Below are 17,643 nucleotides of genomic sequence, written 5' to 3' on the forward strand. Positions count from 1 at the left end.
TAGGCCAGATATGGAAGCCGGGTGACCGGTGGAGTTGACTGGTACTAATAGGCCGAGGGCTTGTCCTCAGTTGCTCGCGTCCACTGTGTTGGTTCTGAAGTAATGACCAGCCGATCCACACCATCATGATGGTGGTGTGTGGTGTTGGTTTGTTTTCTTCATAGTGTTTCGGTGGTTATTGCGTTAGGGAAACGCCCGGTTACATTCCGAACCCGGAAGCTAAGCCTTTCAGCGCCGATGGTACTGCAGGGGGGACCCTGTGGGAGAGTAGGACACCGCCGAACAATTCTTAGAGAGAGCTCTGTTGGGAACATTGGTTCCTGACAGAGCTCTCTTTTGTTGTGCTGCGGGCCACTCGGTGTTCATGTTGCCTGGGCACGATGCCAGCCATGGGGACTCCTGCGGACGAGCTGTTGCAAGAGCTCACCCGGTCGGGCGTACGGCCGGGTGACGAGGTGGTGGTGCCGTCGTACGGCACCCCCGAGGCCGCGGAAGCGGTTCTGCTGGCCGGGGCCCGGCCGGTTTTCGTGGATATCGACGCCAATACCTACTGCATAGACCCGGTCGCGGTGGCGGATGCGCTGACGCCCCAGACCGCCGCCGTCATCGTGGTACACACCTTCGGGTACCCGGCCGACATGGTCCGCCTGGGTGAACTCGGTAAGCGGCACGGCCTGCTCGTCATCGAGTACGGGGCGCGGCCCGTGCCGGATGCCGAGATGCTGCGGCGGCAGGCTAACGCGGCGTATCTGAACGGCAAGCTGCGCGGTGTGATCACCCCCTGCGTGGCGACCGGGGTTCAGCACACCTATCAGCAGTACGTGGTGCGCGTTCCGGGGAATGGCAGGCCGGACCGTGACGCCTTCGCCCGTACGCTGCGTTCCCGCGGTGTTATGTGCCACGTTCCCGTACAGACGCCGGCTCACCGAACCGCGCGATTCCGGCGGGATTTGTGGCTCGCGGAGACCGAGCGGGCCGCCGATGAATGTCTGGCTTTGCCGATCGACGCGGCGATGACACGGCGGGAGCTGCAGCGTGTGGTGTCCGCGTGCAATGCCCTCGGCGGGGTACTTCAGGCGGCAGCTTAACGGCGGCTTGCCGACCGCCGTTGGGACAGTGTCACGGAGCACCCTGATCTTCGGGGTATGATTTATTCCGTCGACGCGCCCCAATAGCTCAGTCGGCAGAGCGTCTCCATGGTAAGGAGAAGGTCTACGGTTCGATTCCGTATTGGGGCTCTCATTTCGCGATACAAGGCCCTCGCCAATTGGCGGGGGCCTTCGTCATGTTCGCCGAATTTCCCGAGGTGTCTCAGACGTCATGCGGCTCGGGGACGCGCATGGCCAGGATGGCCATGTCGTCGGACGGCGGCTGGGCCGCGAACCGCTCCACCGCGCGCAGTACCCGGGAGGCCACCGCGCCGGCCGTCAGACCGGTGCAGGCCGTCAGTACGTCGACGAGGCCGTCGTCGCCGAGCATCCGCGTGCCCTCGCGGCGCTCGGTCACGCCGTCGGTGACGCACAGCAGGACGTCGCCCGGGTCGAGGGTGACGGTCTGCTCGTACAGTTCGAGGTCTTCCATCACGCCGAGCAGCGGCTGGGGTTCGGCCGCGGGCTCCACGGAGCCGTCCTGGCGCAGCCGCAGGGGCAGCGGGTGGCCCGCGCAGACGACCTTCAGCTCGGCGCTGCCGTCCTCCTGCGGCCACAGCTCCCCGTAAAGGAGCGTCAGAAAGCGGCTGCGGGCGCCCTCGTCGAGGATGGCGGTGTTGAGACGTTCGAGCACGGCCGGGCCGCCGAAGCCCTCGCGGGCGAGCAGCCGTAGCGCATGGCGTGCCAGGCCGGTGACCGCGGCGGCCTCGGGGCCGGTGCCGCAGACGTCGCCGATGGCGAAGCCGTACGCGCCGTCGCGGATCGGGAAGAGGTCGTAGAAGTCGCCGCCGACCTCGTTGCCCTCGCCCGCCGCGCGGTAGATGACTTCGACCTCCACGCCGGTGACGTCGGGCAGTTCGGGCGGCAGCAGGCTGCGCTGGAGGGACTGGCTGATGGCCGTGCGCTCCGAGTACAGCCGGGCGTTGTCGAGGGCGAGGGCCGCCCTGCGGGAGAGGTCTTCGGCGAGTTCCAGGTTCTCCTGGCGGAAGTGCCCGTCGGTGGACTTGCCGAGGGTGAGCATACCGATGACGCGATTGCGGGCGACCAGTGGCAGCACCACGGTCTCGCCGCCGACGGCCGAGGCGGTGGCGAGCGAGGCGCTGGGGCCGGAGGAGGGGCGGGCGGCGTCGCCGAGGCTCAGACCGCGCAGCGAGGTGCGCAGCGCCGCGGCGTGGGCGGCCTGGGAGGGGGCGGTCCACAGGCGGGCGCCGCCGGTACGCACCTGCTCGGGCGGCTCGATCTTCGTCAGCAGGGCCTTGAGGCCGTCGATGCGCTCCTCGTCCTCGTGCAGCACATAGGACAGCTCGGGGTCGGAGGCGGGGTCGGCCACGGTGTAGACGGCGCACCAGTTGGCCAGCGTGGGCACGGTCATCTGGGCCATGAGGGCGAGCGTCTGGTCGCGGTCGAGCGTTCCGGCGAGCAGATCGGAGGCCTCGACGAGGAAGGAGAGGGAGTTTCGGCGCAGCCGCTCGAGTTCGGTGAGCCGTGCGCGTTCGACAGCGAGGGCGATGCGGTCCGCGGCGAACTGCAGCCGTAGCGCTTCCTCGTTGCTGTACCGGCCGGCGGACTCGGAGGCGACGCCGAGGGAGCCGGTGAGCCGGCCCTCGACCTTCAGCGGGACGGTGACGACCGAGCGCAGACCGGTGTTGGCGAGGAGTGGGACGGCGCCCGGCACGATGGAGAGGTCTTCGTGGACGGCGGGCATCCGGGCCGAGCCGTAGCGGCCGGTGCCGGCCTCGACGGGGACGCGGGCGAAGCGCTGGCGGGCGGAGGTGAGCCCGGTGGAGGCGCGGACCTCCAGTTCCGTCTCGTCGTCGGTGGCGAGCAGCAGGTAGGCGGCGTCGCCGTCGAGCATGTCGCGGGCGCGCTCGACGGTGCGCTGGAGCAGCCCGTCGAGGTCGTCGGGGGCGGGGGAGCCGATGGAGACCTCGAAGGCGTCGGCTGTCGGCCCGCGCTCGGCGCTGTCCACGGAGTCGGCCCCGGGGGCGCGCTGCGGGCTCTGGAGCACCGCGCGCTCGCGCTCGCGCACCAGCAGGCAGACGGTGGACGGATCGCCGTCGGCGTCGCGGACGCGGAGGTGGGAGGCGTATACGGGGATGACGCGGCCGTCGGCGCCCCGGATGCCGTACGAGCCCTCCCAGCGGGAGAGCTGCAGGGCCTCGGCGACTCCGGTGCCGGTGCCGGGGGTGTGCGGCCAGGCCGCGAGGTCGGTGAGGGGTTTGCCGACGATCTGGTCCGCCGCGTAGCCGAACAGTTCCTGTGCGTCGTCGTTCCAGGCGCTGATGAGGCCGGTGCGGTCGATCTGGGTGACCGCGACGCGGACCCGGGCGTCGGTGACGGGCAGGGCTTCGACGGGCAGGGCGGGTCCGGCCGAGCGGGTGCCGGCCAGGCGGTCCGGGAATTCGAGATGGAACCAGACCTGCTTGTGGGTGGCGGTGTACTCGACGCCCCAGCGGGAGGCGAGCGCGGCGCACAGCAGCAGACCGCGGCCGCCCTCACGGTCGGGGTTGCTGATGGGGCGGCTGGTGGTCTGCAGCGGGAGCTCGCGCTCCGGGTAGCGGTCGGTGACCTCGATGCGCGCGCCGGTCTCGGCGCGGACGCAGACCACGTCGGCGGCCGTCCCGGAGTGCACGACGGCGTTGGTGACCAGTTCGCTGGTCAGGACGACCGCGTCGTCGACGATGTCGGTGAGGCCCCACCCCTGGAGGGTGTCGCGGACGAAGGTGCGGGCGGAGGCGACCGAGCGTCCCACCGGTTCGAAGGTGGCGGCAGCCCGCGCGGTGATCACAGGTCTCCTCATACGTGTCTCGGCGATCTGCTCACCCATGTCGCAGCGCCCCTCCGATGCCTGGCCGGATGCCAGGTTACTTACCTCCGCCGCTTCCGCGAATGCCGGTGGGGGCTGATTCCACCCCAGAGTGTGCTGTCGGAGCCGGAGTGTGCTTCCGGGGGTGTGCGATGCTGCCGAACTGTTATGGCCTGGTTGGGCCATGGTGAAACACTGGGCAGGCTGGAAGAAGAACCCGAGGACGACGGTCAACCCTGCGGGAGGGACACGGTGGAGTCTGGCGCTGCGACGCGAGGCACGAGCACGCGCGCGAAAGGCGGACGGTCCCGGAGCAATGGGACGACAGAAGTGGACACGGCAGCCCTGAACCGGCTGCTGACGGCGATGACGGCCATGCGGGACGGGAACTTCCGCAAGCGCCTGACGGTCTCGGGCGAGGGCGTGATGTCCGAGATCGCGGCGGTCTTCAACGAGGTCGCCGACCGTAATCTGCAGCTCACAGGCGAGCTGGCGCGGGTGCGGCGGGTGGTCGGACGTGAGGGAAAACTCACGGAGCGCCTGGAGATGGGGGCGTGCGAGGGCTCGTGGGCAGCCGCCATCGATGCCTCCAATGCGCTGGTGGATGATCTCGTGCGCCCCGTCTCCGAGGTCGGCCGGGTGCTGTCGGCGGTCGCCGAGGGCGACCTGGAGCAGCGGATGGATCTGCGCTCGCAGGGGGCGGACGGCTCGGCGCATCCGCTGCGCGGGGAGTTCCTCAAGGTCGGCCGTACGGTCAACGGCCTGGTGGATCAGCTGTCGGCGTTCACCGACGAGGTGACTCGGGTGGCCAGCGAGGTGGGCACCGAGGGCAAGCTCGGCGGCCAGGCCCGGGTGCGCGGAATGGCGGGTTCTTGGAAGGACCTCACGGAGTCCGTCAACACGATGGCGTCGCGGCTCACCGCTCAGGTACGGGATATCGCCCTGGTGACCACGGCGGTGGCCAAGGGTGATCTGTCCCGTAAGGTCACGGTTCACGTCGACGGCGAAATGCTCGAACTGAAAAACACCGTCAACACGATGGTGGACCAGCTGTCGTCCTTCGCCTCGGAGGTGACGCGGGTCGCCCGCGAGGTGGGCACCGAGGGCGAGCTGGGCGGTCAGGCGAAGGTCCCCGGCGTGGCGGGGGTGTGGAAGGACCTCACGGACTCCGTCAACCTGATGGCCGGGAACCTCACCGCCCAGGTGCGCGGGATCGCCCAGGTCACCACGGCGGTCGCCAATGGCGATCTGTCGCAGAAGGTGACGGTGAGCGCGCGCGGCGAAGTCGCCCAGCTCGCCGAGACGATCAACACGATGACCGAGACGCTGCGCACCTTCGCGGACGAGGTGACGCGGGTGGCCAGCGAGGTCGGGGCCGAGGGCCTGCTGGGCGGTCAGGCGCAGGTGCCGGGTGCGGCGGGAACGTGGAAGGATCTCACCGATTCGGTGAACACCGCGTTCCGTAACCTCACCGCGCAGGTGCGGGACATCGCGCAGGTGACGACGGCGGTCGCCAACGGCGATCTGTCGCAGAAGGTCACGGTCGATGTGGCCGGCGAGATGCTGGAGCTGAAGAACACCGTCAACACGATGGTCGACCAACTGCAGTCCTTCGGCGCCGAGGTGACGCGGGTGGCGCGGGAGATCGGCGTCGAGGGCGAGCTCGGCGGCCAGGCGCAGGTGCCGGGTGCGGCGGGAACGTGGAAGGACCTCACCGATTCGGTGAACACCGCGTTCCGTAACCTCACCGGACAGGTCCGCAATATCGCGCAGGTGACGACGGCGGTCGCCAACGGTGATCTGTCGCAGAAGGTCACCGTGGACGTCTCCGGCGAGATGCTCCAGCTGAAGAACACCGTGAACACCATGGTGGACCAGCTGTCGTCCTTCGCCGACCAGGTCACGCGGATGGCCCGGGACGTGGGCACCGAGGGCCGTCTTGGCGGTCAGGCCCGGGTCGACGGCGTCAGCGGCACCTGGAAGGACCTGACCGACTCCGTCAACTCCATGGCGGGGAACCTGACATCGCAGGTGCGCGGAATCGCGCAGGTGACCACGGCGGTGGCGCGCGGCGATCTGTCGCAGAAGATCGAGGTGGACGCCCGCGGCGAGATCCTGGAGCTGAAGAACACCATCAACACGATGGTCGATCAGCTCTCCGACTTCGCCGAGCAGGTGACCCGGGTCGCCCGCGAGGTGGGCACGGAGGGCCGTCTTGGCGGGCAGGCGCGGGTGCCCGGCGTGGCGGGTGTCTGGCGCGATCTGACCGATTCGGTGAACAGCATGGCGGGCAATCTGACCGCCCAGGTCCGCAGCATCGCGCAGGTCGCCACGGCGGTGGCGCGCGGTGACCTGTCGCAGAAGATCGAGGTGGACGCCCGCGGCGAGATCCTGGAGCTCAAGAACACCCTGAACACCATGGTCGACCAGCTGTCCTCGTTCGCCGAGGAGGTCACCAGGGTGGCCCGCGAGGTGGGTACGGAGGGCCAACTGGGCGGGCAGGCCGAGGTGCAGGGGGTCTCCGGCACCTGGAAGGACCTCACCCAGTCGGTGAACGGCATGGCCGACAACCTGACTTCCCAGGTGCGCTCCATCGCCGAGGTGACCACGGCGGTCGCCAAGGGCAATCTGTCGAAGAAGATCACGGTCGACGCCAAGGGCGAGATCCTGGAGCTCGTCACGACCGTGAACACGATGGTGGACCAGCTGTCGTCGTTCGCGGAGCAGGTCACGCGGGTGGCCCGTGAGGTGGGTACGGAGGGCCAGCTGGGTGGTCAGGCGCGGGTGCCGGGTGTGACCGGCATCTGGAAGGACCTGAGCAACAACGTCAACCTGATGGCCAACAACCTCACCATTCAGGTGCGCAACATCTCCCAGGTCTCGGCCGCGGTCGCCAACGGGGATCTGACGAAGAAGGTGACGGTCGAGGCGCGGGGCGAGGTCGCACAGCTCGCCGACACCGTCAACACGATGGTGACGACGCTGTCGTCGTTCGCGGACGAGGTCACCCGGGTGGCGCGCGAGGTGGGCACCGACGGCATCCTCGGCGGCCAGGCGCGGGTGCCCGGTGTCTCGGGGACCTGGAAGGACCTCACCGAGTCCGTGAACTCGATGGCGTCCAACCTGACCGGGCAGGTCCGCAACATCGCGATGGTCACCACGGCGATCGCCCAGGGTGACCTGACGAAGAAGATCGACATCGAGGCCCGGGGCGAGATCCTGGAGCTCAAGACGACGATCAACACGATGGTCGACCAGCTGTCCTTGTTCGGCGACCAGGTCACCCGGGTGGCCCGTGAGGTGGGCACCGAGGGGCAGCTGGGCGGGCAGGCGCGGGTGCGGGACGTGGCCGGCACCTGGAAGGACCTGACCGAGTCGGTGAACGAGATGGCGGGCAATCTGACCCGTCAGGTGCGCGCCATCGCCGAGGTCGCCACCGCGGTGACCCGCGGCGACCTCAACCTCAAGATCGATGTGGATGCCGCGGGCGAGATCCAGGTCCTCCAGGACAACATCAACACCATGATCGCCAACCTCCGGGAGACGACGCTCGCCAACGAGGAGCAGGACTGGCTCAAGGGCAACCTGGCCCGTATCTCCGGTCTGATGCAGGGGCGGCGCGATCTGGCGGACGTCGCCCGGCTGATCATGAGTGAGCTGACCCCGGTGGTCTCCGCGCAGCATGGCGCGTTCTTCCTGGCGATGCCGACCGACGAGGCCGGCGCCGAGAGTGAGGAGGACGCGTACGAGCTGCGCCTGATCGGCAGTTACGGCTACTCCAAGGGCACCATGCCGACCACCTTCCGGCCGGGCGACTCGCTCATCGGCACGGTCGCGGTGGAGAAGCGCAGCATCCTGATCGAGCGGGTGCCGCCGAACTACCTGAAGATCTCCTCGGGCCTAGGCGAGGCCGCCCCCGCCAATGTGATCGTGCTGCCGGTGCTGTTCGAGAGCCAGCTCCTCGGCGTGGTCGAGCTGGCCTCCTTCCAGCCCTTCACCCAGATCCAGCGGGACTTCCTCAACCAGATCGCCGAGATGATCGGCACCAGCGTCAACACCATCAGCGTCAACACCAAGACGGAGGTGCTGCTCAAGCAGTCGCAGGAGCTCACCGAGCAGCTGCGCGAGCGGTCCGCCGAGCTGGAGAACCGGCAGAAGGCGCTGCAGGCCTCCAACGCGGAGCTGGAGGAGAAGGCGGCGCTGCTGGCGCGGCAGAACCGCGATATCGAGGTCAAGAACACCGAGATCGAAGAGGCCCGGCAGGTGCTGGAGGAGCGCGCCGAGCAACTCGCCGTCTCGATGCGCTACAAGAGCGAGTTCCTGGCGAACATGTCGCATGAGCTGCGCACCCCGCTCAACTCCCTGCTGATCCTCGCCAAGCTGCTGGCCGACAACGCCGACGGCAATCTCTCGCCCAAGCAGGTGGAGTTCGCCGAGACCATCCACGGCGCGGGCTCGGACCTGCTCCAGCTGATCAACGACATCCTGGACCTGTCGAAGGTCGAGGCGGGCAAGATGGACGTCAGCCCGACCCGTATCGCCCTGATCCAGCTCGTCGACTACGTGGAGGCGACGTTCAGGCCGCTGACCGCGGAGAAGGGCCTGGACTTCTCCGTACGGGTCTCCACGGAGCTCCCGGCGACGCTGCACACCGACGAGCAGCGGCTGCTGCAGGTGCTGCGCAACCTGCTCTCCAACGCGGTGAAGTTCACCGACACCGGCGCCGTGGAGCTGGTCATCAGGCCCGCGGGCGCGGATGTGCCTAACGGGATCCGGGAGCAGCTGCTGGAGCACGGCGCGCTGCGCGACCCGGACGCCGAGATGATCGCGTTCTCGGTCACCGACACCGGCATCGGCATCGCGAGCAGCAAGATGCGGGTGATCTTCGAGGCGTTCAAGCAGGCCGACGGCACCACCAGCCGCAAGTACGGCGGCACCGGCCTCGGCCTGTCCATCAGCCGGGAGATCGCCCGGCTGCTCGGCGGTGAGATCCACGCCGCCAGTGAGCCGGGCCGCGGCTCGACCTTCACGCTGTACCTGCCGCTCCACCCCAGCCAGCTGCCGCCCCAGGGCTACCCGCAGCTCGGCCCCGTCGGAGAGCCCGCGCTGGCCCTGGAGGCCGTGCTGGACAGTGGCGCCGAGGCCGCGGGCGAGGAGGGCGTCGCGGAGCCGCAGGAGGCCGTGCGGGAGCCTTCGGTGCCCGTGGCGGTGCGCCATCAGCGGGCGCGCGGTGGCGCGGGGGGGTACCGGAGCGGTCGGCGGGTCGCGCCGCAGGAGGAGATCGGCGGGGCGGCCCTGGCCCGGTCGGGCCGCCGCCCGGCCCCGCGGCGTACGGAGGCGCCCGAGCCCTGGCTGTTGGGTGGTCAGGACCTGGTCGCGCCGGAGCCGGTGGGTGGGTTCCACGGTGAGAAGGTGCTGATCGTCGACGACGACATCCGCAATGTGTTCGCGCTCACCAGCGTGCTGGAACAGTACGGGCTGCAGGTGCTCTACGCCGAGAACGGCCGGGAGGGCATCGAGGTGCTGGAGCAGCATGACGACGTCGTACTCGTCCTGATGGACATCATGATGCCGGAGATGGACGGTTACGCCACGACGGCGGCGATCCGCCGGATGCCGCAGTTCGCCGGGCTGCCGATCATCGCCCTCACCGCGAAGGCGATGAAGGGCGACCGGGAGAAGAGCATCCAGGCCGGTGCGTCGGATTATGTGACCAAGCCCGTGGACACGGATCATCTCCTCGCGGTCATGGAACAGTGGATGGGCGCGGAGTGACCGGCGGGAACGCGGTGGCCGCAAGGCTGTTGACTGAGTGTCGCCGAACACGTGTGGGAACACCGTGTTCGGGGAACCTTCTGGTCTCTTACCGCGTTTCTGCTACGTGCACAGTGACATCGCGGTGACAGGGTGTGGCGAACAGCGGGGTGCGGCTACCATGACCGGCACAAGGACGGGCGGCGCAAGGGAGTCGTCCCCCGGGGCGGCGCCCGGCGCTTCCCCGAGCTCTTCGAGCAGGGGAGGCCCCATGCCGGGGCGAGGAGGACGGGCCATGGTTCAGAAGGCCAAGATCCTCCTGGTCGATGACCGGCCGGAGAATCTGCTGGCGCTGGAGGCCATTCTCTCCGCGCTCGATCAGACACTGGTACGGGCATCGTCAGGGGAGGAAGCGCTCAAGGCGCTGCTGACGGACGACTTCGCGGTCATCCTGCTGGACGTCCAGATGCCGGGGATGGACGGTTTCGAGACCGCCGCGCATATCAAGCGGCGGGAGCGGACCCGTGACATTCCGATCATCTTTCTCACCGCGATCAACCATGGTCCGCATCACACCTTCCGCGGGTATGCGGCGGGCGCGGTCGACTACATCTCCAAGCCGTTCGACCCATGGGTGCTGCGCGCGAAGGTCTCGGTGTTCGTCGATCTGTATATGAAGAACTGCCAGCTGAGGGAGCAGGCCTCGCTGCTGCGGCTGCAGTTGGAGGGCGGCCAGTCCGCCGGGGAGGACGCCAGGGAGGCGGCGGGGCTGCTGGCCGAGCTGTCCGCGCGGCTGGCCGCGGTGGAGGAGCAGGCCGAGGCGCTGTCGAAGCAGCTGGACGAGTCCGCGGACGCGGCCGCCGTGGCGACCGCCGCCCATCTGGAGCGGAAACTGACCGGACTGCGGCGGGCGCTGGACGCGTTGGAGCCCGGCGCCGGCGGTGGAGCGAGCCCGATGCCCTCGCAGACCTGAGTGGCGCGCGGTCACGCTCCTTGCGGCACCCTGGCCGTGACGTCCCGTCGCCTTGATGTCCTGTCACCCCGCGCCCTTCCGTCCGCCAGGGCTGCCGGGACCGTCACGGGTGTGACGTGAGTGGCGTGACGTGAGTGTCGCCTGCCACCGCCGTATGCGTGCTCCGTACGGCGGACGCGGGTAATCTCGCCCTCATGGCCTCTCGTACGTCCGGCAAGGGTTCCCAGAGCACGGCGGGCACCTCGAAGAAGCGCGCCGGGCAGTCCGGGGGCGCCGCCAAGAAGGCACCCGCGAAGAAAGCGGCTGTCAAGAAGGCGCCTGCCAAGAAATCCGCCGCGCCCGCGAAGAAGGCCGCGCCGAAGAAGGCCGCCGCCAAGGCCGCGCCGCCCAAGCCCGCGCCCAACCCCACCAGCGGGGTGTTGCGCGTGGCGCGCGCCGTATGGATGGGCCTGGCCCGCGGCGTCGCGGCGCTGTTCCGCGGCATAGGGCGCGGCGCGAAGGGACTGGACCCGGCCCACCGCAAGGACGGCAGCGCGCTGCTGCTGCTCGCCCTGGCCCTGATCGTCGCGGTCGGCACCTGGTCCAACCTCCAGGGTCCGGTCGGCGATCTGGTCGAGGTGCTGGTCACCGGCGCCTTCGGCCGGCTCGACCTGGTCGTGCCGATACTGCTGGGCGCCATCGCGGTCCGGCTGATCCTCCACCCCGAGAAGCCGGAGGCGAACGGACGGATCGTCATCGGCCTGTCCGCCCTGGTGATCGGCGTGCTCGGGCAGGTCCACATCGCCTGCGGGGCACCGGGGCGCGGCCAGGGCAGCCAGGCGATCCAGGACGCGGGCGGCCTCGTCGGCTGGGCGGCGTCCCGGCCGCTGATCCTCGCGATGGGCGAGGTGCTGGCCGTACCGCTGCTGGTGCTGCTCACCGTCTTCGGGCTGCTGGTCGTCACCGCGACGCCGGTCGCCGCCATCCCGCAGCGGCTGCGCCGGCTCGGCGTCAGGCTCGGCCTCGTACGGGAGCGCCCCGCCGAGTACCAGGCCGACGACGAGGGCTACGGGGCCTACGACGACTACGACCCCTACGGTGCCGGGGAGTACGCCGAGGAATGGCGCGAGACGCCCGCCAGACGGCCTCGACGGGGCTCGGCGGACCAGGGGGGCCCGCAGGGCGCCGGCGACCCGGAGCGGGCCGAGGAGGATGCGCTGCGCAAGCGCCGGCGGACGCGCCGCGCGCCGTCCGCGCAGCCGCCGCTCGACCGCCCGATGGACGCCGTGGACGTGGCGGCCGCCGCTGCCGCGGCCCTGGACGGGGCGGTGCTGCACGGCGTCCAGCCCTCACCGCTGGTCGCCGGGCTCAGCAGCGGGATCTCCACAGACCGGGGCACCGGGTCCGACACGGGCGCGGTGCCGGGTGCGCGCGACGCCGAGCAGAGCGGCAAGACGGGCGCCACGGCGGGCAAGCGGAAGCGGCCCGATCTGCCAGAGGGGGCCGGCGAGGGGGAGCAGGCGGCCGTCGTCCCCGACCTGACCCGGCCCGCGCCCGAGCCCTCCGAGCCGCTGCCGCCGCGCGCCGAGCAGCTGCAGCTCTCCGGCGACATCACCTATGCCCTGCCCTCGCTCGAGCTGCTGGAGCGCGGCGGGCCCGGCAAGAGCCGCAGCCCGGCCAACGACGCCGTCGTCGCCTCGCTGTCGAACGTCTTCACCGAGTTCAAGGTGGACGCGTCCGTCACCGGCTTCACCCGCGGGCCGACGGTCACCCGTTACGAGGTGGAGCTGGGCCCCGCGGTGAAGGTCGAGCGGATCACGGCGCTGACCAAGAACATCGCCTACGCCGTCGCCAGCCCCGATGTGCGCATCATCAGCCCGATCCCCGGCAAGTCCGCCGTGGGCATCGAGATCCCCAACAGCGACCGCGAGATGGTCCGGCTGGGGGACGTGCTGCGCTCGGCCGACTCCGTCGGCGACAACCACCCGATGATCGTCGCGCTCGGCAAGGACGTCGAGGGCGGCTATGTCGCGCACAACCTGGCGGCCATGCCCCATGTGCTGGTGGCCGGCGCCACCGGCTCCGGAAAGTCGTCGTGCATCAACTGCCTGATCACCTCCGTCATGGTGCGCGCCACCCCGGACGATGTGCGGATGGTGCTGGTCGACCCCAAGCGCGTGGAGCTGACCGCGTACGAGGGCATCCCGCATCTGGTCACGCCGATCATCACCAACCCCAAGCGCGCCGCCGAGGCCCTGCAGTGGGTCGTACGGGAGATGGACCTGCGCTACGACGACCTCGCGGCGTTCGGCTTCCGGCATGTGGACGACTTCAACGCGGCGGTCCGCGCCGGCAAGGTGAAACAGCCGGACGGCAGCGAGCGTGAGCTCAAGCCCTATCCGTATCTGCTGGTGATCGTCGACGAGCTCGCCGACCTGATGATGGTCGCGCCCCGGGACGTCGAGGACTCGATCGTCCGCATCACCCAGCTGGCCCGCGCGGCGGGCATCCATCTGGTGCTGGCCACCCAGCGGCCGTCCGTGGACGTCGTCACCGGCCTGATCAAGGCGAACGTGCCCTCACGGCTCGCCTTCGCCACCTCCTCGCTGGCCGACAGCCGGGTGATCCTGGACCAGGCAGGCGCCGAGAAGCTGATCGGCAAGGGCGACAGCCTGTTCCTGCCGATGGGCGCGAGCAAGCCGGTCCGGATGCAGGGTGCCTTCGTCACGGAGCAGGAGGTCGCCGCCATTGTCGAGCACTGCAAGGCACAGATGGCGCCCGTCTTCCGCGACGACGTCACCGTCGGGTCGGCGAAGAAGAAGGAGATCGACGAGGACATCGGCGACGATCTGGATCTGCTGTGCCAGGCCGCTGAGCTGGTCGTTTCCACACAGTTCGGGTCGACATCGATGCTCCAGCGGAAGCTGCGGGTCGGCTTCGCCAAGGCGGGCCGGCTGATGGACCTCATGGAGTCGCGGGGGATCGTCGGCCCGAGCGAGGGCTCCAAGGCGCGCGATGTAATGGTCAAACCGGATGAATTGGATGGAGTGCTCGCGGTGATCCGCGGGGAGGCTCACCCATAAGGAATCGGCGGGCAACCGTTTCCCCTGCCGATACGTCAAGTTGAGGGAGGTGGCGAAGGGATGTCCCACGATGGTGGTCATACGGCAATCCTGATGGCGGACAAACTCCGTCCTCCCGCTTGCCCGACCCTTTCGCCCCACCCCTAAACTGAACCTCCAGCAGGTGGCTACACGCTCGAAAGGCGCCCCCGTGTCCATCGGCAACTCCCCCGGCAACTCGCCAGAAGACGACCGGCCTTCGGTCGGTCGCGCCCTCCAGCAGGCCCGCATCGCCGCGGGGCTGACCGTCGACGAGGTCAGTACGACCACCCGGGTGCGCGTTCCCCTGCTGCAAGGCATCGAGCAGGACGACTACGCGCGGTGCGGCGGCGACGTGTACGCCAGAGGGCATATCCGCGTGCTCGCCCGTGCCGTCGGCCTCGATCCGGACGCCGTGGTCGCCCAGTACGACGCCGAGCACGGAGGCCGCCCGGAGCCGACCCTGGCGGCGCCGGTGTTCGAGGCCGAGCGGATCCGCCCCGAGCCCCGCCGCCCCAATTGGACGGCCGCCATGGTCGCGGCGATCGTCGCGGTGGTCGGATTCGTCGGCTTCACGCTCTTCAGCGGCGAGAACGGCGGAAAGGGGGACGGCCGCTCCACGGTCGCCGAGGAGAGCACGACGGCCAAGCCGCCGACGACCAAGCCCACCGCCAAGCCGACCCCCACCAAGCCGGCCGACCAGAAGCCCGAGCCTTCCGACAGCGCCATCGCGGGTGTTCCGGCGGACAAGGTCACGGTCAGGCTGACCGCGGAGAACGGACAGAGCTGGATCTCCGCCCAGGACCACAACGGACGGCTGATCCACGAGGGCCTGCTGCGCCAGGGCGACTCCAAGACCTTCAGCGACAGCAAGCGAATCGATCTGGTGCTCGGCAACGCCCAGGCCATCAAGCTGTTCGTGAACGGCAAGGAGGTCAAGGATCTGGCGGCCAACGGGCAGGTCCAGCGGCTGAGCTACACCAAGGGAGATCCCGAGGCGGGCTGAGCCGAAAGCCGGACGGGAGCCCTGGCAGCGGGAGGTGTCGGCGCGACGAAGTAGTCTGAGCGCATGTCCGAACGCCGCACCGTCGCCCTTGTCACTCTTGGCTGCGCCCGTAACGAGGTGGACTCGGAGGAGCTCGCAGGCCGCTTGGCGGCGGACGGCTGGGAGCTCGTCGAGGAAGCCGCCGATGCTGATGTCGCCGTCGTCAACACGTGTGGATTCGTAGAAGCGGCCAAGAAGGACTCGGTCGACGCCCTGCTGGAGGCCAACGACCTGAAGGACCACGGCCGCACCCAGGCCGTGGTCGCCGTCGGCTGCATGGCCGAGCGGTACGGAAAAGAGCTGGCGGAGGCGCTGCCCGAGGCCGACGGCGTGCTCGGCTTCGACGACTACGCCCATATCTCGGACCGGCTGCAGACCATCCTGTCGGGTGGGATCCACGCCTCGCACACGCCGCGCGACCGGCGCAAGCTGCTGCCCGTCAGCCCGGCCGAGCGGCAGGGGGCCGCCGAGGTCGCCCTGCCGGGCCATGCGCAGGCCGAGGCCGCCCCCTCGCCCGAGGACCTGCCCGCGCCCGAGGATCTGCCCGCGGGCGTGGCCCCGGCTTCCGGGCCCCGGGCCCCGCTGCGCCGCAGACTGGGCAGCAGCCCGGTGGCCTCGGTCAAGCTGGCCTCCGGCTGCGACCGGCGGTGCTCCTTCTGCGCCATCCCGTCCTTCCGCGGGTCCTTCATCTCCCGCAGACCCTCCGATGTACTGGGCGAGACACGCTGGCTGGCCGAGCAGGGCGTGAAGGAGATCATGCTGGTCTCCGAGAACAACACCTCATACGGCAAGGACCTCGGCGACATCCGGCTGCTGGAGACGCTGCTGCCCGAGCTGGCCGCGGTGGACGGCATCGAGCGGATCCGGGTCAGCTATCTCCAGCCCGCCGAGATGCGGCCCGGGCTGATCGACGTGCTCACCTCGACCGAGAAGGTCGCGCCGTACTTCGATCTGTCCTTCCAGCACTCCGCCCCCTCGGTGCTGCGGGCGATGCGCCGCTTCGGGGACACCGACCGCTTCCTGGAGCTGCTGGACCGGATCCGGGCCAAGGCGCCGCAGGCGGGTGTCCGGTCCAACTTCATCGTCGGCTTCCCCGGCGAGACCGAGGACGACCTGGCCGAGCTGGAGCGGTTCCTCGGCGCGGCCCGGCTGGACGCCATCGGCGTCTTCGGGTATTCGGACGAGGAAGGCACCGAGGCCGCGACATACGAGGACAAGGTCGATCCGGACGAGGTCGCCGAGCGGCTGGCGCATATCTCGCGGCTGGCCGAGGAGCTCACCGCGCAGCGGGCGGAGGAGCGTCTTGGCGATGTGGTCGAGGTGCTGGTCGAGGAGTCCGGTGACGCGTACGCCGCCGAGGACACCGACGGCGCCGAGGGCACTTATGAGGGGGTGGGATCCCTGGTGGGCCGCGCCGCCCACCAGGCGCCCGAGACCGACGGCCAGACCCTGCTGACCATGTCCGGGAGCGGTCCGGTGCCGGCCGTGGGGCAGCTGGTCACGGCGAAGGTGGTGGCGACGGAAGGCGTGGACCTGGTCGCCGAGGTGCTGGAGCAGGGGGAGCTGCCGACGGGCGGCGCGTGTTCCGAGGAGGCCGGCAGATGAGCGGAGTCCCGGCCTCCGCCGCGGGGGGCCACCACCGGCCGGCCGCGGCCGCCCGGCCCGTCGGGCTGTGGAACATCGCCAACATCCTCACCATGGTCCGGCTGCTGCTGGTGCCCGGATTCGTGTTGTTGATGCTGCACAACGGCGGATACGACCCGGCCTGGCGCTCCTTCGCCTGGGCCGCGTTCGCCATCGCCATGATCACCGACCTCTTCGACGGGCATCTGGCCCGCCGGTACAACCTGGTCACCAACTTCGGCAAGATCGCCGACCCGATCGCCGACAAGGCGATCATGGGCGCCGCGCTGATCTGTCTCTCGGCGCTGTCCGACCTTCCGTGGTGGGTCACCGGAGTGATCCTCTTCCGTGAGATCGGGATCACACTGATGCGCTTCTGGGTGATCAAGCACGGGGTGATTCCGGCCAGCCGCGGCGGGAAGATGAAGACGCTCGCGCAGGGCATCGCGGTCGGCATGTACATTCTGGCGCTCACCGGACCGCTGGCCACCCTGCGCTTCTGGGTGATGGCCGTGGCCGTGGCGCTCACCGTGCTCACCGGCCTCGACTACGTCCGGCAGGCGATCGTGCTGCGCAGGGCCGGCCTGGCCGCAGAGCGGGAGTCCGTGGGATGACCGGGGAACACGGGGACCACGGGGGCAATGGGGGAATCGGGGGAGTGGCGGCCGAGGCGCTGGGGCTGCTTGAGGGGCGCGGGGAGACCGTCGCCGTGGCCGAGTCGCTGACCGGCGGGCTGCTGGCCGCCGAGCTGACCGCCGTACCGGGCGCGTCCCGCTCCTTCCGCGGCTCGGTGACCGCGTACGCCACCGGACTCAAGCGGGATCTGCTGGGCGTGGACGGTGCCCTGCTCGACGCCCGGGGGGCCGTGGACGCGGAGGTCGCCCGGCAGATGGCGCAGGGTGTGCGGCGGGTGCTGGGCGCGGACTGGGGTGTGGCGACCACGGGTGTGGCCGGGCCCACACCGCAGGACGGACAGCCTGTGGGCACGGTCCATGTGGCCGTGGCGGGGCCGTCGGGGGCGGCCACCGGGGTGGCGCTGAGGCTGGCCGGAGACCGTGCCGGAATCCGTGGACAGACCGTGGAGGCGGCGGTCAAGCTGCTGTTGAGGGAATTGATCGCGACTGCGAGGGCACAGGATACGGAACAACACGGGGGGATTTGATGTTTGCAGCCCTGAGTGAACACGACATCGCTCCCCGCACGGGCGCAGCAAG

At 69.8% G+C, this 17,643-nt stretch carries 9 protein-coding genes, 1 tRNA gene and 1 rRNA gene; 10 read left to right on the forward strand and 1 reads right to left on the reverse strand.

The genetic code is table 11. The annotated features are described in order from the left end of the window. Positions 1 to 167: 167 nt before the first annotated feature. The 3 genes from rrf to ACWDSL_RS06860 all read left to right on the forward strand — a co-directional run bounded on the left by rrf (position 168) and on the right by ACWDSL_RS06860 (position 1,238). Positions 168 to 284 (forward strand): 5S ribosomal RNA (rrf, locus tag ACWDSL_RS06850). A 105-nt stretch (positions 285 to 389) separates the two neighbouring features. Continuing rightward, positions 390 to 1,088: a DegT/DnrJ/EryC1/StrS family aminotransferase gene (locus tag ACWDSL_RS06855; RefSeq protein ID WP_450482453.1), complete on the forward strand. Its 699-nt coding sequence runs from the start codon at positions 390 to 392 to the stop codon at positions 1,086 to 1,088. 77 nt (positions 1,089 to 1,165) lie between these two features. Then, positions 1,166 to 1,238: transfer RNA gene (locus ACWDSL_RS06860), tRNA-Thr, on the forward strand. A 73-nt stretch (positions 1,239 to 1,311) separates the two neighbouring features. Here ACWDSL_RS06860 and ACWDSL_RS06865 read toward each other — a convergent pair. Beyond that, a complete protein-coding gene (locus ACWDSL_RS06865; RefSeq protein WP_450482455.1) occupies positions 1,312 to 3,975 on the reverse strand; it encodes a SpoIIE family protein phosphatase in 2,664 nt (887 codons plus the stop codon). Positions 3,976 to 4,206: 231 nt separating this feature from the next. On the opposite strand from ACWDSL_RS06865, the gene ACWDSL_RS06870 reads away from it, so the two are divergent. The 7 genes from ACWDSL_RS06870 to ACWDSL_RS06900 all read left to right on the forward strand — a co-directional run bounded on the left by ACWDSL_RS06870 (position 4,207) and on the right by ACWDSL_RS06900 (position 17,591). After that, entirely contained in the window at positions 4,207 to 9,729 is a 5,523-nt protein-coding gene (locus ACWDSL_RS06870) for a HAMP domain-containing protein (RefSeq protein WP_450482457.1), read from the forward strand. Between the two features lie 274 nt (positions 9,730 to 10,003). Next, positions 10,004 to 10,681 carry a response regulator gene (locus tag ACWDSL_RS06875; protein ID WP_450482459.1) on the forward strand — a complete coding sequence of 226 codons (678 nt, stop codon included), beginning with the start codon at positions 10,004 to 10,006 and terminating at the stop codon, positions 10,679 to 10,681. 194 nt (positions 10,682 to 10,875) lie between these two features. Next, positions 10,876 to 13,743 carry a DNA translocase FtsK gene (locus ACWDSL_RS06880; protein WP_450482461.1) on the forward strand — a complete coding sequence of 956 codons (2,868 nt, stop codon included), beginning with the start codon at positions 10,876 to 10,878 and terminating at the stop codon, positions 13,741 to 13,743. A 190-nt stretch (positions 13,744 to 13,933) separates the two neighbouring features. After that, positions 13,934 to 14,767 (forward strand): helix-turn-helix domain-containing protein, encoded by an 834-nt coding sequence (locus ACWDSL_RS06885; protein WP_450482463.1) that lies wholly within the window; start codon positions 13,934 to 13,936, stop codon positions 14,765 to 14,767. 63 nt (positions 14,768 to 14,830) lie between these two features. After that, entirely contained in the window at positions 14,831 to 16,411 is a 1,581-nt protein-coding gene (gene rimO, locus ACWDSL_RS06890; protein WP_450482465.1) for a 30S ribosomal protein S12 methylthiotransferase RimO, read from the forward strand. Further along, a complete protein-coding gene (gene pgsA / locus ACWDSL_RS06895) occupies positions 16,408 to 17,043 on the forward strand; it encodes a CDP-diacylglycerol--glycerol-3-phosphate 3-phosphatidyltransferase (RefSeq protein WP_385627616.1) in 636 nt (211 codons plus the stop codon). Before rimO ends, pgsA begins: the two co-directional genes overlap by 4 nt. After that, the gene (locus ACWDSL_RS06900; RefSeq protein WP_450482467.1) at positions 17,040 to 17,591 is read left to right on the forward strand and encodes a CinA family protein; all 552 of its coding nucleotides are present in this window, start codon (positions 17,040 to 17,042) and stop codon (positions 17,589 to 17,591) included. Before pgsA ends, ACWDSL_RS06900 begins: the two co-directional genes overlap by 4 nt. Positions 17,592 to 17,643 lie beyond the last annotated feature (52 nt).

The organism is Streptomyces sp. NPDC000941, assembly GCF_053599555.1.

Coding starts and splice junctions, on each gene's coding strand:
- ACWDSL_RS06880 (WP_450482461.1), top strand. CDS start 10,876: ATGGCCTCTCGTACGTCCGGCAAGGGTTCCCAGAGCACGGCGGGCACC.
- pgsA (WP_385627616.1), top strand. CDS start 16,408: ATGAGCGGAGTCCCGGCCTCCGCCGCGGGGGGCCACCACCGGCCGGCC.
- ACWDSL_RS06875 (WP_450482459.1), top strand. CDS start 10,004: ATGGTTCAGAAGGCCAAGATCCTCCTGGTCGATGACCGGCCGGAGAAT.
- rimO (WP_450482465.1), top strand. CDS start 14,831: ATGTCCGAACGCCGCACCGTCGCCCTTGTCACTCTTGGCTGCGCCCGT.
- ACWDSL_RS06900 (WP_450482467.1), top strand. CDS start 17,040: ATGACCGGGGAACACGGGGACCACGGGGGCAATGGGGGAATCGGGGGA.
- ACWDSL_RS06865 (WP_450482455.1), bottom strand. CDS start 3,975: ATGGGTGAGCAGATCGCCGAGACACGTATGAGGAGACCTGTGATCACC.
- ACWDSL_RS06855 (WP_450482453.1), top strand. CDS start 390: ATGGGGACTCCTGCGGACGAGCTGTTGCAAGAGCTCACCCGGTCGGGC.